This is a genomic window from Citrobacter sp. FP75, from assembly GCF_018342065.1.
In the GTDB taxonomy this organism is placed as follows: domain Bacteria; phylum Pseudomonadota; class Gammaproteobacteria; order Enterobacterales; family Enterobacteriaceae; genus Citrobacter.
In genome coordinates this window covers 411,388-433,469 of the sequence record NZ_JAFDOE010000003.1, presented here as the reverse complement: position 1 = coordinate 433,469, position 22,082 = coordinate 411,388, and the positions used below count along the sequence as shown (strand labels likewise).

General features: G+C 52.4%; 19 protein-coding genes. 12 read left to right on the top strand and 7 right to left on the bottom strand.

What is annotated here, in order from left to right:
- Positions 1–9: 9 nt before the first annotated feature.
- Together fruK and fruB are read right to left on the bottom strand one after the other, a co-directional pair.
- Entirely contained in the window at positions 10–948 is a 939-nt protein-coding gene (gene fruK, locus JQ822_RS13325; protein WP_213133851.1) for a 1-phosphofructokinase, read from the bottom strand.
- Complete coding sequence (gene fruB, locus JQ822_RS13320; RefSeq protein ID WP_213133850.1) at positions 948–2,078, bottom strand: fused PTS fructose transporter subunit IIA/HPr protein; 1,131 nt, start codon at positions 2,076–2,078, stop codon at positions 948–950. The genes fruK and fruB overlap by 1 nt, the downstream gene beginning before the upstream one ends.
- A 39-nt stretch (positions 2,079–2,117) precedes the next feature.
- On the opposite strand from fruB, the gene JQ822_RS13315 reads away from it, so the two are divergent.
- Together JQ822_RS13315 and setB are read left to right on the top strand one after the other, a co-directional pair.
- Positions 2,118–2,339 carry a hypothetical protein gene (locus JQ822_RS13315; protein ID WP_244848895.1) on the top strand — a complete coding sequence of 74 codons (222 nt, stop codon included), beginning with the start codon at positions 2,118–2,120 and terminating at the stop codon, positions 2,337–2,339.
- Between the two features lie 106 nt (positions 2,340–2,445).
- The gene (gene setB / locus JQ822_RS13310) at positions 2,446–3,627 is read left to right on the top strand and encodes a sugar efflux transporter SetB (protein ID WP_213133849.1); all 1,182 of its coding nucleotides are present in this window, start codon (positions 2,446–2,448) and stop codon (positions 3,625–3,627) included.
- Here setB and JQ822_RS13305 read toward each other — a convergent pair.
- Positions 3,624–3,878, bottom strand: a complete 255-nt coding sequence (locus JQ822_RS13305) for a YkgJ family cysteine cluster protein (protein WP_213133848.1) — start codon at positions 3,876–3,878, stop codon at positions 3,624–3,626. The genes setB and JQ822_RS13305 overlap by 4 nt on opposite strands.
- A gap of 157 nt (positions 3,879–4,035) precedes the next feature.
- Here JQ822_RS13305 and yeiP point away from each other — a divergent pair, with 157 nt between their 5' ends.
- On the top strand, positions 4,036–4,608 hold the full coding sequence (gene yeiP, locus JQ822_RS13300) for an elongation factor P-like protein YeiP (RefSeq protein ID WP_213133847.1): 573 nt from the start codon (positions 4,036–4,038) through the stop codon (positions 4,606–4,608).
- Positions 4,609–4,664: 56 nt separating this feature from the next.
- Here yeiP and torD read toward each other — a convergent pair whose 3' ends face one another.
- The 3 genes from torD to torC are packed head-to-tail and all read right to left on the bottom strand — an operon-like array spanning position 4,665 to position 8,928.
- A complete protein-coding gene (torD, locus tag JQ822_RS13295) occupies positions 4,665–5,297 on the bottom strand; it encodes a molecular chaperone TorD (protein ID WP_213133846.1) in 633 nt (210 codons plus the stop codon).
- The gene (gene torA, locus JQ822_RS13290) at positions 5,287–7,785 is read right to left on the bottom strand and encodes a trimethylamine-N-oxide reductase TorA (protein WP_213133845.1); all 2,499 of its coding nucleotides are present in this window, start codon (positions 7,783–7,785) and stop codon (positions 5,287–5,289) included. The genes torD and torA overlap by 11 nt, the downstream gene beginning before the upstream one ends.
- A gap of 15 nt (positions 7,786–7,800) precedes the next feature.
- Positions 7,801–8,928 (bottom strand): pentaheme c-type cytochrome TorC, encoded by a 1,128-nt coding sequence (gene torC / locus JQ822_RS13285; RefSeq protein ID WP_213133844.1) that lies wholly within the window; start codon positions 8,926–8,928, stop codon positions 7,801–7,803.
- A 166-nt stretch (positions 8,929–9,094) separates the two neighbouring features.
- Between torC and pdxR the strand changes: the two genes are divergently transcribed.
- Entirely contained in the window at positions 9,095–10,567 is a 1,473-nt protein-coding gene (gene pdxR / locus JQ822_RS13280) for a MocR-like pyridoxine biosynthesis transcription factor PdxR (RefSeq protein WP_213133843.1), read from the top strand.
- 46 nt (positions 10,568–10,613) lie between these two features.
- On the opposite strand, the gene uxuA is transcribed toward pdxR, so the two are convergent.
- Positions 10,614–11,804: a mannonate dehydratase gene (gene uxuA / locus JQ822_RS13275; RefSeq protein ID WP_213133842.1), complete on the bottom strand. Its 1,191-nt coding sequence runs from the start codon at positions 11,802–11,804 to the stop codon at positions 10,614–10,616.
- A gap of 202 nt (positions 11,805–12,006) precedes the next feature.
- On the opposite strand from uxuA, the gene JQ822_RS13270 reads away from it, so the two are divergent.
- The 8 genes from JQ822_RS13270 to JQ822_RS13235 all read left to right on the top strand — a co-directional run bounded on the left by JQ822_RS13270 (position 12,007) and on the right by JQ822_RS13235 (position 22,081).
- The gene (locus JQ822_RS13270; protein WP_213133841.1) at positions 12,007–13,473 is read left to right on the top strand and encodes a mannitol dehydrogenase family protein; all 1,467 of its coding nucleotides are present in this window, start codon (positions 12,007–12,009) and stop codon (positions 13,471–13,473) included.
- Between the two features lie 119 nt (positions 13,474–13,592).
- Positions 13,593–14,579 carry a CobW family GTP-binding protein gene (locus JQ822_RS13265; protein ID WP_213133840.1) on the top strand — a complete coding sequence of 329 codons (987 nt, stop codon included), beginning with the start codon at positions 13,593–13,595 and terminating at the stop codon, positions 14,577–14,579.
- Between the two features lie 33 nt (positions 14,580–14,612).
- The gene (locus JQ822_RS13260) at positions 14,613–15,326 is read left to right on the top strand and encodes a phosphatase PAP2 family protein (RefSeq protein ID WP_213133839.1); all 714 of its coding nucleotides are present in this window, start codon (positions 14,613–14,615) and stop codon (positions 15,324–15,326) included.
- Positions 15,327–15,739: 413 nt separating this feature from the next.
- Positions 15,740–16,309: a bifunctional murein DD-endopeptidase/murein LD-carboxypeptidase gene (gene mepS, locus JQ822_RS13255; protein WP_135321267.1), complete on the top strand. Its 570-nt coding sequence runs from the start codon at positions 15,740–15,742 to the stop codon at positions 16,307–16,309.
- A gap of 174 nt (positions 16,310–16,483) precedes the next feature.
- Positions 16,484–18,043, top strand: a complete 1,560-nt coding sequence (locus JQ822_RS13250; RefSeq protein WP_213133838.1) for a cyclic di-GMP phosphodiesterase — start codon at positions 16,484–16,486, stop codon at positions 18,041–18,043.
- A gap of 103 nt (positions 18,044–18,146) precedes the next feature.
- Complete coding sequence (locus JQ822_RS13245) at positions 18,147–19,961, top strand: extracellular solute-binding protein (protein WP_213133837.1); 1,815 nt, start codon at positions 18,147–18,149, stop codon at positions 19,959–19,961.
- Entirely contained in the window at positions 19,962–21,056 is a 1,095-nt protein-coding gene (locus JQ822_RS13240) for a microcin C ABC transporter permease YejB (protein ID WP_196210400.1), read from the top strand.
- Positions 21,056–22,081 carry an ABC transporter permease gene (locus JQ822_RS13235; RefSeq protein ID WP_213133836.1) on the top strand — a complete coding sequence of 342 codons (1,026 nt, stop codon included), beginning with the start codon at positions 21,056–21,058 and terminating at the stop codon, positions 22,079–22,081. Before JQ822_RS13240 ends, JQ822_RS13235 begins: the two co-directional genes overlap by 1 nt.
- The last annotated feature ends 1 nt before the right edge of the window (position 22,082 follow it).

Sequence of the window (22,082 nt, the reverse complement as noted above, 5' to 3'; positions counted from 1 at the left end):
CTCCTGCTGTCAGTTAAACGGTTTTAAGTCGACGCGCGCCATCATTGCGGCCAACTGAGGACGATCGGTAATACCCACATTGCTTTGGCTTACCGCCAGGGCGGCGACAGCGGTCGCCAGACGCAGGGTATGTTCGCTGGACTCACGCATCAGCAGGCCATAAATCAGGCCGCCAACCATCGAATCACCCGCGCCTACGGTGCTGACCACCTCAACTGACGGCGGTTTAGCAATCCATTCGCCTGAAGCGTTAACCCACAGCGCACCTTCCGCGCCGAGCGAAATCACCACATGTGCAATACCCTGCTCACGCAGCGCATGCGCCGCTTCAATCACATCCTTCATCTCCGGCAGCTTACGACCCGCCCAAATTTCCAGTTCACGGCGGTTTGGTTTCACCAGCCACGGAGCCGCTTTCAGACCCGCCACCAGCGCTTCACGACTACTATCAAAGATAATGCATGGACACTGACTGCGCAGGCGCGTCATCCAGTCGGTGAACGCTTCCGGGCTCACGCCGGTCGGCAAACTGCCGCTGACGCACACCATGTCGAACTGACCCAGCCAGCTCAGGGAGTCATTCACAAAGCGCTCCCAGTCTGCCGGGGTGACGTCAAAACCGGAGAAATTGAAGTCGGATACTTCACCGTCTTTTTCAGTCAGCTTGACGTTAATACGCGTACGTCCCTGCACCACCTGAAAACGGTTCGCAATGCCCAGTTCGCTGAACAGTTGCTGAAAGCCATCCTGGTTGTCTTTCCCCAGAAAACCACCTACCGTGACATCGATACCCAAATCTTTCAGTACCTTAGCAACGTTGATGCCTTTACCTGCGGCGTGCAGACCGGTCGTTTTTACCAGGTTGACTTCGCCACGTTCAATTTCCGGGCAAAAACCCACCAGATCGTAGGCCGGGTTCAGGGTAATGGTTGCAACACGTCTGCTCATTATGCGCCCTCCCCAAGACCGGCTGCGATGGCGTCGCCAATCGCTTTCAGCGCCTGTTCAGCATCCTCACCTTTTGCAGTAAAGCGCAGGTGATGTCCTTTCTTTACGCCCAGCGCCACAACTTTCATCAGACTGCGTCCATTTGCCGGTTTTCCGGTTCCATCAAGATTTGTCACGGTTATTTCACTGTTAAATTGTTTAATGGTATTCACCAGCATGGTGCCCGGACGGGCATGTAAACCATGCTCATTGCGCACGACAAACTCTGCGCTCAGTACATCATCAGTTAATGCATCATCGCTGGTCAGCAGCGCCAGTACGGTAGCTGCATCCGCTTTCAGCAACCGGTCAGCTTTATTCTCCAGCAGTAAATCGCCAAGGCGCTTGAGCACCGCCACTGGCTGATCGTCATTCATCGCGACGGTGATCAGGAGCGCGACTGTTTCGCCCTGTATGTCGAACGCAGTTGCCGCACGACTGACGGCGACAGCGCTGCGCAGATTGCCTTGCGCACAATCATTCAGCCAAATCCCCTGACCGAGGTTCAGCGGTTGTTCATTGATCGCCCTGGCAACAAAGTTGGCATCAACCGCGCCAGCTTCTTTCAGACGCGCGGCATTCAGCGCCTGCAGCGTCACCAGCGAGTTGGCAACGACGTCCAGCGACAACGTTTCGTTATCGAGCTTCAGCTGTTCGCTTTGCTTCTCGCCCATCAGCAACGCGCGCAGTTCTTCTGCGGTAGTGGCTGATTTCAGCTGTTCAGCCACCGAATCATCGCTGAGTACGTGCGTTAGCTGACGCAACAACCCCAGATGCTCATCAGAGCTGGCCGCAATACCGATAGCCACATACGCAACCTGGCCTTCGCCCCAGGTAATACCCTGTGGAAACTGGAACACCTGCACCCCGGTTTTCAGCACCTGGTCACGCGTGTCCGTCGTACCGTGAGGAATAGCAATACCGTTGCCGAGGAAAGTAGACGTTTGCTGCTCGCGCGCCAGCATGCCGTCAACATAGCCTTCCGCGACGTTGCCTGCCTGCACTAGCGCAGCTGCAACCTGGCGAATGGCCTCTTCTTTGTTTCCGGCCTGTTCGCCCGGGTGAATATCCTGAACAGATAACTGGAACATGGTTCTCCTCTCCTGCTGAATTGAAACGATTCAGCTAACATGAGAAAAAAGGCATCACCTGACCCCATCAGTTATGGCGAGATGACGCTGAAACGTTTCAAGAAGTTTTGCTCTTTCTGCTTCAGCACGCAAGCAAAGTTAGCAACTTACTTGCTGAATTTAGATATGACGCACATTTTCCCAGATAAGGAGAAAAAACTGCTGACGCAAAAATGGCGTCAGCTTGTCAGATTCAGCAACGTCAGCAGCCGTATTCCCTGAGTGAAATGCTATTTTGATTTTTCATGCCGATTTTGATTTTGCGCCCTGTTTATTTTCTGACTGGCGGCGTAAACTCCGCGTCTCTTCACATCACAGATATTGAAACATGCATAACACCCCGGTAGCCGCCACCCCCAAGTCGTTTGATTTAACGTCTTCGGCGTTCCTGCTTGTCGCTTTTCTTACGGGTATCGCCGGCGCATTGCAGACCCCTACGCTCAGCCTTTTTCTGACTGATGAAGTTCATGCCCGTCCGGGAATGGTCGGTTTCTTTTTTACCGGCAGCGCCGTTATCGGCATTCTGGTGAGCCAGTTTTTAGCTGGACGTTCTGATAAGAAAGGCGATCGTAAAAACCTGATCGTTTTTTGCTGCGTACTGGGGATGCTGGCCTGCGTGCTGTTTGCCTGGAACCGTAACTATTTTATTTTGCTGTTTGTTGGCGTATTCCTCAGTAGTTTTGGATCGACGGCTAACCCGCAAATGTTTGCCCTCGCCCGCGAACATGCCGATCGCACGGGCCGGGAAGCCGTGATGTTCAGCTCCATTTTACGTGCTCAGGTTTCGCTGGCATGGGTGATTGGTCCGCCGCTGGCCTACGCGCTGGCCATGGGTTTCAGCTTTACCGTGATGTACCTGAGTGCCGCCGTCGCATTTATCGTCTGCGGCATCATGGTTTGGCTGTTCTTACCGTCGATGAACAAAAATGCGTCCCTTGCTACGGGCGCAATAGAAGCGCCGCGTCGTAATCGGCGCGATACGCTGCTGCTGTTTGCTATCTGCACATTAATGTGGGGCACCAACAGCCTGTACATCATTAATATGCCGCTGTTTATCATCAACGAACTGCACCTGCCGGAAAAACTCGCAGGCATCATGATGGGCACCGCCGCTGGGCTGGAAATCCCGACCATGTTAATTGCCGGATACTTCGCTAAGCGTCTGGGCAAACGACTGTTGATGAGAATCGCCGTGGTCGCCGGATTTTTCTTTTATGCCGGGATGCTGCTGGCACATTCGCCGGTTATTTTGCTCAGCTTACAGCTGCTGAACGCAATTTACATCGGCATCCTCGGCGGTATTGGCATGCTCTATTTCCAGGACTTAATGCCGGGACAGGCGGGTTCTGCAACCACCCTGTACACCAATACCATCCGCGTGGGCTGGATTATTGCCGGATCGCTTGCGGGTATCGCCGCTGAAATCTGGAATTATCATGCGGTGTTCTGGTTTGCACTGGTGATGATTATCGCCACGGTATTTTGCCTGGCGCGCATCAAAGACGTTTAAGGTGCGGTACGCGCTTCAAGCTCGATAAGGTACACCATGGCCTGGCGTGTCGTCTGGCCACACATTTCCGCGCTGGGCTGTAAACCGGCGCATACTTTTGGGCGCAGCGCAGAACCAAAAATTTTGCAGCGCAGGGAGTCATCAAGCTGAACGCATGGCGTGTTGGCAGGCTTGCCATCAGGCATGCCGGGGATGGGGCTGGAGATAGAAGGCGCAGTGCAGCACGCACCACAATCCGGACGGCATTCCATACAGTATTCTCTTTAAGGTAAACCTGCGGATTGTGTAGGTAGCGAACAGTAACACTATTTATGCACATGCAAAAGTGTGAATTCCGCTTGCCTGAATGACCCGGCGCGAGTAGTTTGACGCGATATTTTAGACACTCCTCACTACAGGATTTTTTCGATGCCAAGAGCGAACGAAATTAAAAAAGGTATGGTACTGAACTACAACGGCAAGCTGCTGATTGTAAAAGATATCGATATTCAATCACCGTCTGCACGTGGTGCAGCAACGCTGTACAAAATGCGTTTTTCTGATGTCCGTACCGGTCTGAAAGTCGAAGAGCGCTTCAAAGGCGACGATATCGTGGATACCGTTACTCTGAGCCGTCGTGGCGTTGATTTCTCCTACGTCGATGGCAACGAATATATCTTTATGGATAAAGAAGACTATACCCCGTATACCTTCACCAAAGACCAGATCGAAGAAGAGCTGCTGTTCATTCCGGAAGGCGGGATGCCGGATATGCAAGTGCTGACTTGGGACGGCCAACTGCTGGCGCTTGAACTGCCGCAGACCGTAGACCTTGAGATCGTTGAAACAGCGCCAGGCATTAAAGGTGCATCAGCCAGTGCGCGTAACAAACCGGCGACCATGAGCACTGGTCTGGTTATTCTGGTTCCTGAGTATCTGAGTGCCGGTGAGAAAATCCGCATTCATATCGAAGAGCGCCGCTATATGGGTCGCGCGGATTAATTTCCTGCCGCGATGCAAATCAAAAAGGGACAGAAAATACTGTCCCTTTGTTATTTTCAGCGCTGGCTACTGAGATAAAAATCATCCATCAATAGTGACTCCAGATACTGCTCATCCTCACGCATAAAACTCACTATCACGTTGACCGCCTGAGGGTAAAATCCCCCTTCATCCCTTGCCAGGCAAGTGTCGCGAAGCAGCGGCGCCCAGCACGTTATGTGATGATGCAAAAAGTAATATTGCGCGGCGACACTCTCCTCTTTGCCAACCATCCGCGCCATTAACGCCAGTTGTACCGCAATATGATCGGAAGGTTCATTTTCCCGTGGCGTCAGCCCCTGCTCAACGAGCAGAACATTCATTTGCTGCCGTTCTTCAGGTGCCGTCGTGTGCGGGTAATGCCCCGCATAAGGAGAAACACCGCCCGGAGGTGCCAGCAGAAACAGCGAAGCAAAATCCGCCGCCAGCTCCAACTGTCGGCTTTCACGCCGCAGTGCCTGCACCAGTCTACACTCAAAATTTTTGACGTCAGCGGTCAGCCCGGGGATCCTCGTCAGTGATGCAATCCACTCCCGACTATCCCCGCCCTCTAGACTGGCTAATTGCTTCTCGTCCAGCTCACGAAACAGCAGTTGCGAAAACCACTGATACACCGCTGCCCGCTGCTGACGAATGTGATTATGCAGCACTGGCCCCCTCCTCTTTAACGGTCTCTGGCCCACCGAATGCCGTAACCTGCGGGGCCTTCTCCTGATAACGTTCAACCTCCACCAGCACAGTATGTGCAGAAGGGCCCTGCGCCAGTTGTGAAGTACCAATATCCGCACTCAGGACATTCGGATCGCCATAGGTGCATAGCGTCCCGGCTTTCCCACCTTCCTGCGGGGAATACCACGCACCTTCATGAATGCGGATCACGCCAGGGGTGAAATCCGGGCTAATCACCACGCCTGCCAGCACCTGACCACGGGCATTAAACACGCGGGCGATATCTCCTGCTTTTAAACCGCGTGCGGTTGCATCTTGCTCGCAGATATAGAGCGGTTCCCTGCCGGCCACCGCGTAGGTGTTACGAAACGCATCGCTTGAGCACAGCTGCGAGTGCAGGCGTTTGTCCGGGTGACAGGATTGCAGATGCAGCGGGTATTTATCTGTCTTGCCCTGATGGCTGCGTTCAAACGGCTCCATCCACACCGGATGCCCTGGGCAATCTTCATACTGAAAACTGGCGATGGTCTTACTGTAGATTTCAATGAGCCCTGATGGAGTGCCTAACGGGTTAAGATCGGGCTGGTCGCGGAACTCGCCGTGACGTACCCACGGTTGCCCCGCCGGATATTCAACGTATCCGTCCCCTTTCCAGAAGGTGTCAAAATCCGGCAAGGTGACGCCGAGCGACGCGCCCATCTTCACGCCTTCGTCATAAAGCGCTTGTACCCACTGCATTTCATCGCGGTTTTCACGGTATACCGCTTCTTTATCAAAGCGCTTACACAATCCGGCAAACACATCAAAGTCGTGGCGTGCTTCATATTGCGGTTTCACCACCTGATGCAGTGCCATCAGCCCTTTATTCGAATGCGTACCATACTGCTCAATGTCGTTACGCTCAAAGCGCGTGGTGACGGGTAGGACGATATCAGCAAAGCGGCAGGATGCGGTCCATTGGTGATCCAACACGACAACGGTTTCCAGCTTCTTCCACGCCTCAATCATGCGATTGCGATCTTGCTGAGCGTGGAACGGGTTGGCCGCGCTGTAAATCGCCATTTTGATATCAGGCCAGGTTAACGTTTCGCCGTTGAACGCAACCTTTTTACCCGGCTCAAGCAAGCAGTCGACGATGCGCGAGGTGGGAATATGCTCCGATACGCCGCGAAAATCGGCTTTATACTTCGCCTCTGGTGGATTATTAATTCCTCCTAGCCCCGACAGAACAGGCCCGGCCGACGTCACCGTACCGCCGCCGTTATAGTGCCAGCCAAATCCTACGCCGCCGCCCGGTAAGCCAATTTGTCCGACCATGCTGGCCAGCACCACCAGCATCCAGGGATACTGCTCGCCATGGTGCATGCGCTGCACGCACCAGCCGCCCATAAATTGCGTGCGGCCTTTCACCAACAGACGGGCGAAATCACGAATCTGTTCCGCCGTCAGACCGCAGATTTCCGCCGCCCACTCGGCATTTTTCGGCTGCTTGTCGGTCTCTCCCATCAGGTACGGTAAAAACTGCCCGAAGCCGACGGTGTAGTCGTTAATAAACGCCGTGTCGTACAACTTTTCTTCATACAGCGTGTGTGCGAGCGCCAGCAGCAAGGCGACATCGGTTTGCGGGCGCAGCGCCAGTTGCTCAGCGCCCAGAAAGTTTTGCGATTTACTGCGCACCGGATCAACGCTGATGACGCGCATTTTGCCCTGTGCGACCGCCTCTTTAATCTGCTGCCAATAGCCAAACGCGTCGTGATCGGGAACCAGAAATTCGATCTGCAAATTCTTAATCGGATCGCAGCCCCACAGCACAATGGTATTGGTGTTCTGGATAACCAGAGGCAGCGAGGTTTGCTGTTCATAGACTTCCAGCGAGCCAATCACATGCGGCAAAATGACCTGTGCAGCCGCCGCCGAGTAGTCACCTACGGTGGTAACATAGCTACCGTGCAGGCCGAGCCCCCTGTCCATTGCGCCGCCAGCTTTATGGTATTTGCCCACCATTTGCCAGTCGGCCAGCCCGGTAAATACGCCGGAAGATCCGTAATTTTTTTGCACCCGCTCCAGTTCTTCATAAAACAGATCCAGCGCTTGATCCCAACTGACCCGCACAAAACGGTTATCTCCGCGCTGGCTGCGGTCTGAGTTTTCACGCTTACGTAACCAGTCCAGGCGAACCATTGGGTAGCGGACCCGCGAAGGATTGTAGACCACTTCACGCACCGCATTGAGCATATCGCACGGATATTTGTCGTGTTTAAACGGGCGGGTTTCGGTCCACTCGCCGTTGAAGACTTTGGCTTCAAAAGCGCCATAATGCGAGCCGGACTGGATCCACTGCTCGGGGTTTTCTCCTGCCGCCCATACTTTTGATATCAGCGGATTCGGCGCCAGCGCACTGGCAGCCCCTACCGCCAGCATACCGGTCAGGAAACGGCGACGGGACGGATTAAAGTCATGAATATCCATATTTTATCCTCTCTGTTATTTGGGGTCAGACACATCGCTGGCGTGCGTCTGGAGGTATTTCAACAACGTGCGTTCTTCCACTGGATTAAGCCGGTAATAGGTCGACATTGCTTTTAGTCCGGCGATCCAGCCATTGGCGGTATAACGGGTAGTCGGCGGTGTGCTGTGGCAGGCACTACAGGTGGATTGCAGCATCTGGTCAGAGTATTCCCACACCGGTGCAATGCTGGTGATAAGCCCCTGAGCGGAGGTCCATGCGGTCACGCTCACCTGCTGCCACTCCTGATGGGAATCAGGATCAACCTGGGTTTGCAGGACTTTTACGTTAGGCATCAGAGAATCATCAAGAACGGCGGAGAAAACGCGTTTGCCCATATACTGGGTGATCACCCGCCCACGGCCTTTGCTTTCACGCCAGCCCGTTATCTCCAGTTGCACATCGCTGCCCTCTTTTTTCAGCACTCTGACCCCGGTGGCAGGAAAAAGCAGTGCTTTCCCTGCCGGGCTCCCTGCCGTTGCCGTCAGGGCTTTCTCGCTTAATGAAAACAGCGTAGTCGCATCCGATGGCGCCTCTCCCTGGCGCTGTAATTGCTTAAACCGGTCGCGAAAACCGCTGCTCATATCGGGTTTGTGATGGGCAATGCCTTTGTGACAGTCAATGCAGTTGCTGTCCTTCGCCGCCGCCGCGGTCATTTGCACCGCCGCATTCGTCGATTGCTTGCCGTGATCCATCGCTTCATAGCTGTGGCAGGATTTACAGGCTGCTGAATTGTTAGCGCTCATTCGCACCCACTCCCGCTGGGCCAGTTCCGCCCGCTTTGCGGTAAACTTTTCCGGGGTATCGATCGAAGGCGAAATGAACGTATGGTAGAGGTCGTTTAACGCTTCCGTTTTGCGGATAAGCGTCGGAATAACTCCCGGCGGGATATGGCAATCCTGACACTCGGCGCGCACGCCTGAGGCATTACGAAAATGTACGCTGGTCTTATATTCCTCCCCCACCGTGCGCATCGAATGGCACGACACACAAAACTCTGTACTGCTGGTGTAATGTACGCCTTGCCACGTTCCCCAAATGGCGAGGGCCATTGCAACGGCTCCACCGAATGCGCACCACAGTGCGTTTTTTCTTATCCACGACATACTTGCCTCCATTATTTTAATAGCGACACGCTAAGGGATATTAAAAAGCGAGAATAGAGACACCGGTGGCAGAGTATAGGAACAGCGTTCACTCTATGAGGCGAATCAAAATAGTTAAAAACAGAAGCTCGTAATATGACGCCATCGTTTTAATAAGGAATTTCTCATGCTGACACTGTCTCTCAACAGAGAAAGTCGTATGCCGCTGCAGTTGCAGATCTTTCAGTTTTATTTTCAGGCTATTCAGCAGGGTGATTTGCTGCGCGGGGACAAACTCCCCTCCATCCGCGAGCAGGCGCAGGCGCTAAACGTGGCCAAAATTACGGTCGTCATGGCGTATGAAAAGCTGATGGCGGCAGGGTTTATTAAGAGCCGCAAGGGCATCGGCTATGAGGTCATATTCACTGCGCCGGTACGCACAACTCCGACGCATGTGCCTACAGTCCAGGGGGCTCCTCCGGTGAAACCTGAACCCGCAGGGGCCTCTACCGATGTCTACGGCGAGATGGGGCGGGAGTTCTATTGCCGGATGGGTGTTCCCGATCCCAATGCTTTTCCCTGGTCAAGCTGGCGGAAGTGGAATAACGCCCCCAGCGTACTTAAAGAGCAATTATTTACCCGATACCATTCACCAAATGGATTATTTTCATTGCGTGAGCAAATGGTCCGATACCTTAATTTATCCCGGGGGATTAATACGCGTGCTGAGAACATCATCATTACCAACGGAATTCAGGAAGGTTTATCGCTGCTCAGTCAGATATTTATTATTTATCATGCTGCATGCCAGGAAAAAAAGTGCCATGTTGTAACCGAATCCCCTTGTTATTCTGGTGCATGGCATCTGTTTAATTATTACGGTGCCAACATTACGCCAATCGCCGTGGATAACCAGGGCCTGCGCACCGATCAATTACCCGAATGTGCAACCCAGCTTTGTTACGTGACGCCCGCGCATCAATACCCAATGGGGAGCGTGCTTTCGCTGGAACGGCGTTTGTCATTACTGACGTGGGCGCAGCGTGTCGGGGCGTACATTATCGAAGATGATTACGATGCCGTTTTTACTTACGGTGAGAATCCCCTTCCCGCGCTGAAAGCCATGGATTATCACGACCGGGTTATCTATATGGGGACATTCTCAAAAACACTGGGGCCGGGGGCGCGTCTTGGCTATCTCGTTTGTCCTGATGAACTGCTCCCAGCCGTGCAAAATATGAAAGCGTTAAACAACAACGGCAGTCAGTGGTTATTACAGCAGTTTTTAGCCGAATTAATGCAAAATCAGGTGTTTTATACCCACCTCGGCAAACTGGCCTGCAGTTACGCGGCGCGTCTCGCGCTTCTCCGGGACGGTCTTTCTGCGCTGTTTCCCGATGGAAAAATCGGTGGCGCCGCGGCGGGCCTACACCTTTCGTTACACATTGACCGGTCGCCCGACTTCATCACCACGCTACAACAGCGCTGTTTGTTGGCAGGTGTGCGCTTTGATACGCTGCAGGACATTGAGAACGGTTCAGAAGAAATCTGGCGCAAGGAGAACTGCGACGCGGTGATATTTTTCGGTTTTGGCGGGTTGCAGTTACCGCAAATCAATAAGGTGTTGCGGGTGCTGGAGCAGGCGTTAATTCAGCCCTGATGACTGAACAGGGATCGGGCCACTCGCCCAATCCCCGTATATTGCATTACAGCAGATCGCGGAACTGCGTTTGTTTCAGCGCCAGCTCAACGCCACGAACTTCTGCCAGCCCCTTCAGACGGCCAATTGCGGAGTAACCCGGGTTGGTTTTCTTGTGCAGATCGTCAAGCATTTGATGCCCATGATCCGGACGCATCGGGATAGGACGCAGATCGCCCGCCTTCTTGCGACGCTGTTCTTCACTCAGGATCGCAGCTACCACGGATACCATATCCACGTCGCCCTGCAGGTGAGCGCCTTCATGGAAGGTTTTCGGGTTATCTTCACGGCAGGTCGAACGCAAATGCGTGAAGTGAATACGATCGCCAAAGGTTTCGATCATCTTCACCAGATCGTTGTCGGCACGTACGCCGTATGAACCGGTACACATAGTAAAACCGTTATAGATGCTGTCTACCGTTTCTTTCAGCCACTGCATATCTTCAATGGTGGAAACGATACGCGGCAAGCCGAGGATCGGGCGCGGTGGATCGTCAGGATGCACGGCCAGACGGACACCCACTTCCTCTGCCACAGGCACAATCGCGCGCAGGAATACGGCCATATTGTTACGCAGGTTATCTTTACTGACACCATCATATTCCGCCAGGCGCGCGCGAAATTTGTCCAGCGTGTAACCTTCTTCAGCCCCTGGCAAACCGGCGATAATGTTGCGGGTCAACTTCTCCACCCCGGCTTCGCTCATCGCATTGAAATAGTCCAGCGCCTGACGCTGCTCTTCTGCAGTGTAATCAGCCTCAGCGCCGGGCCGTTGCAGGATGTGCAGCTCAAAGGCCGCAAAGGCAATCTGATCAAAGCGCAGAGCTTTAGAGCCGTCCGGCAGCTGATATTCAAGGTCAGTACGCGTCCAGTCGAGGATTGGCATGAAGTTATAACACACGGTATCAATGCCGCAGGTCGCCAGATTACGCAGACTCTGCTGATAATTCGCAATCCACGTTTGATACTGTCCGGAGTGCGTTTTGATATCTTCATGAACGGGAATGCTTTCCACCACCGACCAGGTCAGCCCCTTTTCAGCCAGAATGGCCTGGCGCTTTTGAATCTCTTCAACGGGCCACACTTCACCATTGGGAATGTGATGCAAGGCGGTCACAACACCGGTTGCGCCAGCCTGACGCACATCATCAAGCGATACCGGATCGTTAGGTCCGTACCAACGCCAGGTTTGTTCCATTACTTCACCTCACAAGTTGTTATACCAAATCAGATTAGCTGAATGACGACTACCATACAGGCATCGGGTTAATGATCAACAGAACGCCCATCATTGATTGATCCAGCTCACATTACCCGGATAAATGAGGCACACCAATTTAACTTGTTGTCATATAACTTTATACTGCTATTGTTAATTAATGGTTAATCAGGTGTATTTAATGAAGACTATTGCCTCTGCTCCACTCTCGGAAAATGTACGGATACCACAGTACGATCGCCAACAGTTAAAATCGCGGATCGTACATTTTGGTTTCGGTGCTTTTCACCGCGCTCATCAGGCGCTGTTAACCGACAGGGTGCTCAATACGCAGGGAGGAGACTGGGGGATTTGTGAGATTAGCCTGTTCAGCGGCGATCGGCTGATGAGTCAGCTTCGCGAGCAGGATCATCTGTATACCGTGTTAGAAAAAGGCCCGAACGGCAATCAGCCGATCGTGATCGGTGCCGTTAACGAATGCCTGAACGCCAGGCTTGATTCGCTGGCAGCCATTATTGAAAAATTCTGTGAACCTCAGGTGGCGATTGTGTCGTTAACCATCACGGAAAAAGGCTACTGTATTGATCCGGCCACAGGATCGCTTGATCTCGCCAACCCGCGCATTGTTCATGATTTGCACTCGCCGGATGAACCCCACTCGGCGCCGGGTATTATTGTCGAAGCCCTGCATCGCCGCCGCGAACGCGGGCTGCCGCCGTTTACCGTGCTCTCATGTGATAACATCCCGGACAACGGTCATGTGGTGAAAAATGCGGTTCTGGGAATGGCGCATAAACGCTCATCTGAACTGGCGACGTGGATACAAGAGCACGTTAGTTTTCCGGGCACCATGGTGGACAGAATTGTCCCTGCCGCGACCGAGGAGTCGCTGGCTGAAATTGCCCATGAACTGGGCGTAGCCGACCCCTGTGGCATCAGCTGCGAGCCGTTTATCCAGTGGGTGATTGAGGACAATTTTGTTGCCGGTCGCCCACAGTGGGAAACCGCCGGTGTTCAGATGGTCGACGACGTGTTGCCGTGGGAACAGATGAAACTACGGATGCTGAACGGCAGTCACTCATTTTTGGCCTATCTTGGCTATCTGGCCGGATTTCAGCACATCAGCGATTGCATGCAGGACAAGGCCTTTCGTGAAGCAGCTTACCGCCTGATGATGACGGAGCAAGCCCCCACGCTGCGGATCACTAACGTCGATTTACCCCAGTATGCCGAAAGTCTGCTGGAACGCTTTGCCAATCCGGCGCTGAAGCACAAGACCTGGCAAATCGCGATGGACGGCAGCCAAAAATTACCGCAGCGAATGCTGGAAGGGATCCGCGTGCATTTAGCGCAGCAAAGCGACTGGCCTCTGCTGGCGCTCGGCGTTGCCGGATGGATGCGCTATGTGAGCGGCGTGGATGATACAGGAACAGCCATTGATGTACGCGATCCGCTGAGTGAGAAAATTGGCACTCTTGTTGAACAGAGCACAGAATCAGAGCGCGTCAACGCCCTGCTTTCCCTGCACGAGATTTTTGCCACCGATCTGGTGCAGAACCCGCGCTTCGTCGAGGCTATCGAGCAGGCCTGGCAGCGTATTGCGCAGTACGGCGCGCATCAGGCCGTCATACAAATGTTAAAAAATTAACGATTTCTGCCATTAAACGGGACGAAGCGCGCCTTCGTCCTCTCCGCCCTTCTCTTTTTGTCCTTTTTTCGCCAGGATTGTTGAACGCTATAACAGCATTTTATGATTCTGGAGCAAACGTGACTAAAACCAACCTCATCACCGGTTTTCTCGGCAGTGGCAAAACCACCTCTATTCTTCATTTACTCGCCAACAAAGACCCTGCTGAGAAATGGGCCGTGCTGGTTAATGAGTTTGGCGAAGTGGGTATTGACGGCGCCCTGCTGGCCGACAGCGGCGCGTTGCTGAAAGAGATCCCCGGTGGCTGTATGTGTTGTGTTAACGGTTTGCCGATGCAGGTGGGCCTCAATACGCTGCTGCGTCAGGGCAAGCCTGACCGTTTACTGATCGAACCGACCGGCCTCGGGCATCCAAAACAGATTCTGGATTTACTCACCGCCCCGGTTTACGAACCGTGGATCGATCTGCGCGCCACGCTCTGTATCCTCGACCCTCGCCTGCTACTGGATGAAAAAAGCGTGGCCAATGAGAATTTCCGCGATCAGCTGGCCGCCGCCGACGTTATCGTCGCCAACAAAACCGATCGCGCCACGACAGAAAGTGAAAATGCCCTGCAAACCTGGTGGCAGAACTATGGTGCTAACCGTCAGTTGGTTCACGCCGATCACGGACACATTGACGGGCAGTTACTGGATTTACCCCGACTGAATCTGGCGGTGCTTCCCGCAAGCGCTGCGCACGCCCATCAGCATGCCGACAAAAAGGGGCTGGCGGCGCTAAGCCTGCCGGCACAGCAGCGCTGGCGTCGTAGCCTGAACAGCGGCCAGGGGCATCAGGCCTGCGGCTGGATTTTTGATGCAGATACCGTGTTCGATACCATCGGTCTGCTGGAATGGTCGCGCCTCGCCCCGGTTGGACGCGTAAAAGGCGTTATGCGTATCAAAGAAGGATTAGTACGCATCAACCGTCAGGGGGATGACTGGCACATTGAAACGCAAAACGTCGCGCCGCCGGACAGCCGTATTGAGCTTATCTCCAATACCGAGACTGACTGGAACACGTTACAGAGTGCATTGTTGAAGCTTCGTTTAGACGTTAACGCGTAAGGTTGCCTGCGATTTTGGCAATGGTGAACGACGATGAAAACCCGATACCCTCTTATCCTTCTGCTTAATATTGCAGGCCTGGCGCTGTTTCTGTCCTGGTATATTCCCCCCGGACACGGGTTCTGGTCGTCACTGGATACGGGCGTCTTCCGCTTCTTCAATCAAAAACTGGTCGAAAGCCCGCTGTTCCTGTGGGTTGTTGCCATCACCAATAACCGGGCATTTGATGGCTGCTCATTGCTGGCAATGGGCGCACTGATGCTGCACTTTTGGCTGAAAGAAACATCGGAAGGTCGCCGACGCATTGTGGCTATTGGCCTGGTTATGTTGCTCACCGCAGTGGTATTAAATCAGTTGGGCCAGGCGCTAATTCCGGTCAAACGCGCCAGCCCGACGCTGATGCTTGATAATATTCATCGCGTCAGTGAGCTGCTGCATATTCCGACCAAAGATGCGTCAAGAGACAGCTTCCCGGGCGATCACGGCATGATGCTGCTTATTTTTTCCGCATTTATGCTGCGTTATTTCGGAAAAGTCGCAGGAATAATCGGCCTTATTATCGCTATGGTTTTTGCATTCCCGCGGGTAATGATTGGTGCTCACTGGCTTACCGATATCGTGGTGGGTTCCCTGACCGTCGTATTGATTGGCCTGCCCTGGTGGCTAATGACACCATTAAGCGACCGATTAGTCACTCTGTTTGCAAATTACCTCCCCGGTAAAAACAAACATTTTTTAAACAAATAACGCATAGCAATTAACATTATCAGAGATGCTTCTGATTCTCTGATAATGTTTGTCGACGATCTATCATTAAAACTGTCATTCTCCTGTCATCTTATTCCTGTTTTAAATGAATGAATTGCATGATTTTTACTCTGTTTGTTCTTAATTTGACCAATGCCGTCTATTCACTTTCTGTATCACTTTTTCTTATAAGAAATCACATAAAATCACTCGCAATGGCTGTAGCGATCGGGTAATCTCGAACACGTTTTGCCTCGCGGGACAATTATTCTCTTTACGAATAAATTTGTGCGTTCTGCCACAGATTTGACCATAAAGAATTGTCTCATCGCGCGTGGGTAATTAGTCTCGTCACGTTTGGCATTTTTTATAACGATATTTATCGTTAAGGACTTCAAGGGAAAACAAACAACATGGTCAAATCTCAACCGATTTTGAGATATATCTTGCGGGGCATACCCGCGATAGCAGTTGCGGTTCTGCTTTCTGCATGTAGCACAACGAACACCGCCAAGAATATGCATTCTGAGACGCATGCTGTGGGTAATAGAGATAACTCTTCACTGCAAGCCTCTCAGGATGAATTTGAAAACATGGTACGTAATATCGATGTTAAGTCGCGTATTATGGACCAGTATGCTGACTGGAAAGGTGTGCGTTACCGCCTTGGCGGCAGCACCAAAAAAGGAATTGATTGTTCAAGCTTTGTACAACGTACATTCCGTGAACAATTTGGTTTAGAGCTTCCTCGCTCAACCTACGAACAACAGGAAACGGGTAAATCCGTTTCGCGCACGAATCTGCGCACCGGCGATCTGGTGCTGTTCCGTGCTGGCTCTACGGGCCGTCATGTCGGTATTTATATCGGTAACAACCAGTTCGTACATGCCTCTACTAGCAGCGGCGTTGTCATTTCCAGTATGAACGAGCCCTACTGGAAAAAGCGTTACAACGAAGCCCGCCGGGTTCTGAGCCGTAGTTAATTCGTTTGGCAGCTATCCCTTGGCTATCCTGATGAGACAAATCAAAAGCACTGCTTAGGCGGTGCTTTTTGTTTTCTGCTTTCTGTCGCGGACTAAGAAAAATCTCACAATATGAGTCATTCCAGGTTATATTCTTACAGATTAAGCGGTTACTCCAGGTTAACTTAAGGGCCTATGTTCAAACGTACCTCTTCTTCCGGCCAAAAACTCCTGCTCACCTGCGTTTTAACGGGGATAATCGTCGCATTACTCGTGAGTAGCCTGCAATTTTTCACGTCATGGCACCAACGAAACGCTAAGTACGAAACGCTAACATCTAACATACAAAACTATATTGAAACTTTCTTCGCTGACCTCGAAAACACCACGAACACGCTACAACCTCTGATAAAAGACGACTGTTCGCAAGTCTCAGCTCAGCTCACCTCCAGCGCAGCATTCAGTCAGAACGTTCGTGCCTTTTTACTGGTAAAAGATGGCATCGCTTTCTGCTCTTCGGCAACCGGTTCAATGGATACCCCCATCAAGCAGCTGGTTCCCAATCTGGATATCACTAAAAATATCGATATGGACTTACAGTCCGGCACGCCAATGATGCCAAATAAACCGGCAATAATGATTTGGTATCGAAATCCGGCACTGAAAAACAGTGGCGTTTTTACCTCCCTGAATGTCAACCTGGCTCCCTATCTTCTCTATAACGCCAGACAGGATGATTTCAAAGGCGTGGCACTCATCGTCGACAACACCGCTATCTCGACATTTTCCAGACAATTAGTCCCCGTGACCGATCTCCCTGACACCCCATGGCATAGTGCAACTCTTGCGAAATTCCCGATGGAAGTACGCTTTTACGCTGATACATGGTCGTATAAAGACGTCGGCTATGCCGTGATGCTAGGATGTATGATGGGGATTATCGCCGCCCTCCTTCTCTGGTATTACATCTACGTTATCCGTTTGCGTCCCGGAAAAGATATCCTGACCGCTATCAAACACGATCAGTTTTATGTGGTCTATCAGCCGGTAGTGGAGATGCAAACACTGGAGGTAAAAGGTGTAGAAATCCTGTTACGCTGGCGTCATCCGACAACAGGCGAGATCCCGCCAGATGCATTTATTCACTACGCCGAATCACAGCAAATGATTGTGCCGCTCACGCAGCATCTCTTTAAGCTGGTGGCCCGAGACGCCCCAACCCTGCAAAAGGTGCTCCCCAAAGGCGCAAAACTGGGGATTAATATCGCGCCAACGCACCTGCACGGTGAAAGCTTTAAAGAGGATATTCAGGCTCTGAGCGCCACTCTACCCACACACTATTTTCAGATAGTGCTGGAAATAACTGAACGGGATATGCTCGATCAACACGAGGCAACAAAGTTATTTGAATGGCTGCATTCTGCCGGGTTCGAAATTGCCATTGATGATTTTGGCACCGGACATAGTGCACTTATCTATCTGGAACGCTTTACGGTCGATTACCTGAAAATCGATCGCGGTTTTATCAATGCCATTGGTACAGAGACGCTGACGTCGCCGGTACTGGATGCCGTGTTGACACTCTCCAGACGCCTTAATATGCTGACGGTTGCTGAAGGGGTAGAAACGCTGGAACAAGCTCGATGGCTACGCGATCGCGGGGTGCATTTTTTCCAGGGGTACTGGATCAGCCGCCCGTTAAAGCTGGCTGATTTCGTTCGCTGGATGACTAAACCCGATATGCCAAAGTGGTGATCGCACTGTGCGATGCGCCTATGCGCTATACTAGCCGGCACATCCTTGTGGGCTCGGACATGAAGTCCGCCGGCCAGTGACAAGATAAGGAAACCACTTGTATATGATCGCTCGCGTACTGCTGCTGTTATTCACCGTCATCGGTTTTAGCGCTCAGGCTCAGTCCATCAAAGAAAGCTATGCGTTTTCCGTACTGGGCGAACCCAAGTACGCGTTCAATTTTACTCACTTCGACTATGTAAACCCTGCGGCCCCCAAAGGGGGACAAATTACGCTGTCATCCATCGGCACTTTCGATAATTTCAACCGCTATTCAATGCGCGGCAACCCCGGCGCTCGCACCGAATCGCTTTACGATGCCTTGTTTACCACTTCCGATGATGAACCCGGCAGCTATTACCCGCTCATCGCCGACAGGGCACGCTACGCTGATGACTATTCATGGGTCGAAATCACTATTAACCCGCGCGCGCGTTTTCACGATGGGTCGCCGATCACCGCCCGCGACGTCGCCTTTACCTTCCACAAATTTATGACCGAAGGTGTGCCACAGTTTCGTCTGGTATACAAAGGGACTACCGTCAAAGCGATCGCGCCGTTAACTGTACGTATTGAGTTAGCCAAGCCAGGTAAAGAGGACATGCTCAGCCTGTTTTCATTACCCGTGATGCCAGAGAAATACTGGAAAGATCACAAACTCAGCGATCCTTTACCATCGCCACCGCTCGCCAGCGGACCTTACCGCATCACCCAGTGGAAAATGGGACAGTATATTGTCTACTCACGGGTCAAAGATTACTGGGCCGCTAATTTGCCGGTTAATCGCGGGCGCTGGAACTTTGATACCATCCGCTACGACTATTACCTGGATGATAACGTGGCCTTTGAAGCGTTTAAGGCCGGGGCATTTGACCTGCGTCTCGAGAACGATGCTAAAAACTGGGCAACGCGTTACACCGGCAAGAACTTCGCTAAACATTACATAGTCAAAGCAGAACAAAAAAATGAATCAGCGCAGGATACGCGCTGGTTAGCGTTTAACATTCAGCGTCCAGTGTTCAGCGATCGGCGCGTACGTGAAGCAATCACGCTGGCCTTTGATTTTGAATGGATGAACAAGGCGTTGTTTTATAATGCCTGGAGCCGCACGAACAGCTATTTCCAGAATACCGAGTATGCCGCCAAAAATTACCCCGACGCAGATGAACTGGTGCTACTTGCTCCGATGAAAAAAGATCTGCCTCCGGAGGTCTTCAGCCAAATCTATCAGCCACCCACGTCAAAAGGCGATGGTTACGATCGTGAAAACCTGCTGAAGGCCAGTACACTCCTGGAAAAAGCGGGATGGGTGTTAAAGGGGCAGCAGCGGGTCAACAGCATCAGTGGCAAAGCCCTGACCTTTGAACTGTTGCTTCCAGCTGGCAGTAACAGCCAGTGGGTGTTGCCATTCCAGCACAACCTGCAGCGGCTGGGTATTACGATGAACATCCGCCAGGTCGATAACTCGCAAATCACTAACCGCCTGCGCAACCGTGACTATGACATGATGCCAAGACTGTATCGTGCAATGCCGTGGCCAAGTTCGGATCTGCAAATACTGTGGTCCTCCGAATATATCGATTCCAGCTATAACGCGCCCGGCGTGCAAAGCCCGGTCATCGATAAACTGATTAACCAGATCATTGCGGTACAGGGTAATAAAGAAAAACTTATCCCGCTGGGGCGGGCGCTGGACAGGGTGTTGACCTGGAATTATTACATGTTGCCGATGTGGTTTATGGCCGAAGATCGGCTGGCATGGTGGGATAAATTTTCGCAGCCAGCCGTTCGCCCGATTTATACCATTGGCATAGAAAACTGGTGGTATGACGTCAACAAAGCGGCAAAACTTCCCGCCGCCAGACGACTGGGAGAATAAATGGGCGCGTATCTGATTCGACGTCTGCTGCTGGTGATCCCGACGCTCTGGGCCATCATTACCATCAACTTTTTTATTGTGCAGATTGCCCCCGGCGGCCCTGTCGAACAGGCCGTCGCCGCCATTGAGTTCGGGCAAAGCGGGGCACTGCCGGGCGCAGGCAGTGAAGGCGTTCGTGCCAGCCACGCGCAAACCGGCGTCGGGAATATTAGCGACAGTAATTATCGTGGCGGTCGGGGACTGGATCCGGAAGTGATCGCCGAGATCACCCGTCGCTACGGCTTCGATAAGCCGATTCACGAACGGTATTTCAAGATGCTCTGGGACTACATCCGCTTCGATTTTGGCGACAGCCTGTTTCGCAGCGCCTCGGTGCTGACGTTAATCAAAGACAGCCTGCCCGTGTCCGTCACGCTGGGATTATGGAGCACGCTTATCATCTATCTGGTGTCGATCCCGCTTGGGATCCGCAAAGCGGTGTATAACGGCAGCCGCTTTGACGTGTGGAGCAGCGCATTCATTATTATCGGCTATGCTATCCCCGCCTTCCTGTTTGCCATTTTATTGATCGTCTTCTTTGCCGGCGGCAGCTATTACGACCTCTTCCCACTACGTGGTCTGGTCTCCGCCAATTTTGACGCCCTGCCCTGGTATCAGAAAATCACCGACTATCTGTGGCATATTACCCTGCCGGTACTGGCAACGGTGGTTGGCGGGTTTGCCGCGCTGACGATGCTAACCAAAAATTCCTTTCTGGATGAGGTTCGCAAACAGTATGTCGTCACCGCGCGAGCCAAAGGCGTTAGTGAGAAAAATATTCTGCGCAAACACGTTTTTCGCAATGCTATGCTGCTGGTGATAGCCGGTTTTCCGGCCACGTTTATCAGCATGTTTTTTACCGGCTCACTGCTGATAGAAGTGATGTTCTCGCTAAATGGGCTGGGATTGCTGGGCTATGAATCGACCGTGTCACGCGACTATCCGGTGATGTTTGGCACACTCTATATCTTCACCCTGATTGGCCTGCTGCTCAATATCCTCAGTGATATCAGCTATACGCTGGTCGATCCTCGTATTGATTTTGAGGGACGCTAATGTCGCGATTAAGCCCCGTCAATCAGGCCCGCTGGGCACGTTTTCGCCATAATCGCCGCGGCTACTGGTCGCTGTGGATTTTTTTGCTACTGTTTGGTCTCAGCCTGTGTTCCGAGCTGATTGCCAATGATAAACCACTGCTGGTGCGCTATGACGGCAGCTGGTATTTCCCATTGGTCAAAAACTACAGTGAAAGCGACTTCGGCGGCCCGCTAGCCACCAAAGCTGATTATCAGGATCCGTGGTTGCAGCAGCGTCTTGAAAGCCAGGGGTGGATCCTGTGGGCGCCAGTGCGCTTTGGCGCCACCAGCATTAACTTTGCTACCGACACACCCTTCCCTTCTCCACCGTCTGCACAAAACTGGCTGGGGACGGATGCCAACGGCGGTGACGTACTGGCGCGCATCCTCTACGGGACCCGCATTTCCATCCTGTTTGGTTTAATGTTAACCCTGTGCTCCAGCATCATGGGCGTCATGGCCGGTGCGCTACAAGGGTATTACGGCGGAAAAGTGGACCTGTGGGGACAGCGTTTCATTGAGGTCTGGTCCGGCATGCCGACGCTGTTTTTGATAATCTTGCTCTCAAGCGTCGTCCAACCCAACTTCTGGTGGCTATTGGCCATTACGGTACTGTTTGGCTGGATGAGCCTGGTTGGTGTGGTGCGCGCGGAGTTTTTACGTACGCGAAACTTTGATTATATTCGTGCCGCACAGGCGCTAGGCGTGAGCGATCGCAGTATTATCCTGCGCCACATGCTGCCGAATGCGATGGTTGCCACCCTGACCTTTTTACCGTTTATTTTATGTAGCTCAATCACCACACTCACCTCGCTGGATTTTCTGGGGTTCGGCTTACCGCTCGGCTCCCCGTCGCTGGGAGAGTTGCTGTTGCAGGGCAAAAACAACTTACAGGCACCGTGGCTTGGGATCACCGCCTTCGTGTCGGTAGCCCTGTTATTATCGCTGCTGATTTTTATTGGTGAAGCGGTACGCGACGCATTTGATCCCAACAAGGCGGTATAAG

Excerpts from the sequence above, each read along its gene's own strand:
- fruK (WP_213133851.1), bottom strand. The coding sequence starts at position 948 with ATGAGCAGACGTGTTGCAACCATTACCCTGAACCCGGCCTACGATCTG.
- fruB (WP_213133850.1), bottom strand. The coding sequence starts at position 2,078 with ATGTTCCAGTTATCTGTTCAGGATATTCACCCGGGCGAACAGGCCGGA.
- JQ822_RS13315 (WP_244848895.1), top strand. The coding sequence starts at position 2,118 with ATGAGAAAAAAGGCATCACCTGACCCCATCAGTTATGGCGAGATGACG.
- setB (WP_213133849.1), top strand. The coding sequence starts at position 2,446 with ATGCATAACACCCCGGTAGCCGCCACCCCCAAGTCGTTTGATTTAACG.
- JQ822_RS13305 (WP_213133848.1), bottom strand. The coding sequence starts at position 3,878 with ATGGAATGCCGTCCGGATTGTGGTGCGTGCTGCACTGCGCCTTCTATC.
- yeiP (WP_213133847.1), top strand. The coding sequence starts at position 4,036 with ATGCCAAGAGCGAACGAAATTAAAAAAGGTATGGTACTGAACTACAAC.
- torA (WP_213133845.1), bottom strand. The coding sequence starts at position 7,785 with ATGGATATTCATGACTTTAATCCGTCCCGTCGCCGTTTCCTGACCGGT.
- torC (WP_213133844.1), bottom strand. The coding sequence starts at position 8,928 with ATGTCGTGGATAAGAAAAAACGCACTGTGGTGCGCATTCGGTGGAGCC.
- pdxR (WP_213133843.1), top strand. The coding sequence starts at position 9,095 with ATGCTGACACTGTCTCTCAACAGAGAAAGTCGTATGCCGCTGCAGTTG.
- uxuA (WP_213133842.1), bottom strand. The coding sequence starts at position 11,804 with ATGGAACAAACCTGGCGTTGGTACGGACCTAACGATCCGGTATCGCTT.
- JQ822_RS13270 (WP_213133841.1), top strand. The coding sequence starts at position 12,007 with ATGAAGACTATTGCCTCTGCTCCACTCTCGGAAAATGTACGGATACCA.
- JQ822_RS13260 (WP_213133839.1), top strand. The coding sequence starts at position 14,613 with ATGAAAACCCGATACCCTCTTATCCTTCTGCTTAATATTGCAGGCCTG.
- mepS (WP_135321267.1), top strand. The coding sequence starts at position 15,740 with ATGGTCAAATCTCAACCGATTTTGAGATATATCTTGCGGGGCATACCC.
- JQ822_RS13250 (WP_213133838.1), top strand. The coding sequence starts at position 16,484 with ATGTTCAAACGTACCTCTTCTTCCGGCCAAAAACTCCTGCTCACCTGC.
- JQ822_RS13245 (WP_213133837.1), top strand. The coding sequence starts at position 18,147 with ATGATCGCTCGCGTACTGCTGCTGTTATTCACCGTCATCGGTTTTAGC.
- JQ822_RS13240 (WP_196210400.1), top strand. The coding sequence starts at position 19,962 with ATGGGCGCGTATCTGATTCGACGTCTGCTGCTGGTGATCCCGACGCTC.
- JQ822_RS13235 (WP_213133836.1), top strand. The coding sequence starts at position 21,056 with ATGTCGCGATTAAGCCCCGTCAATCAGGCCCGCTGGGCACGTTTTCGC.